This window comes from Pseudoalteromonas rubra, from assembly GCF_005887115.1.
Classification (GTDB): domain Bacteria; phylum Pseudomonadota; class Gammaproteobacteria; order Enterobacterales; family Alteromonadaceae; genus Pseudoalteromonas; species Pseudoalteromonas rubra_F.
Window position 1 is genome coordinate 1 of record NZ_PNCJ01000196.1, and the last position, 239, is coordinate 239.

The window sequence follows — 239 nt, forward strand, 5'->3', positions numbered from 1 at the left end:
AGTTTTTCCAAGCATATTATCTAGTTGAAAAGTTTGGTTTTGACAAGCGCAAAGCGCATCTTTCTAGTTTGATTGTAGCTGGGCAAATTTCCCGAGATGAGGCTTTAAAGGAACTTGAGAAACCTCTATATGACCAGCAAGAACTAAATGACGATAAGGTTTATATTGCGAATAAACTCAACCTTTCACTTGAAGAATTTGATAGCCTCTTAGCTTTAGAAAATAAAGATTATAAAGAT

The 239-nt window shown here is 34.3% G+C and carries 1 pseudogene; it reads left to right on the forward strand.

Annotated elements, in window-relative coordinates:
- Positions 1 to 239 (forward strand): annotated as a pseudogene (locus CWB98_RS24140) (LPS biosynthesis protein); the annotation flags it as partial.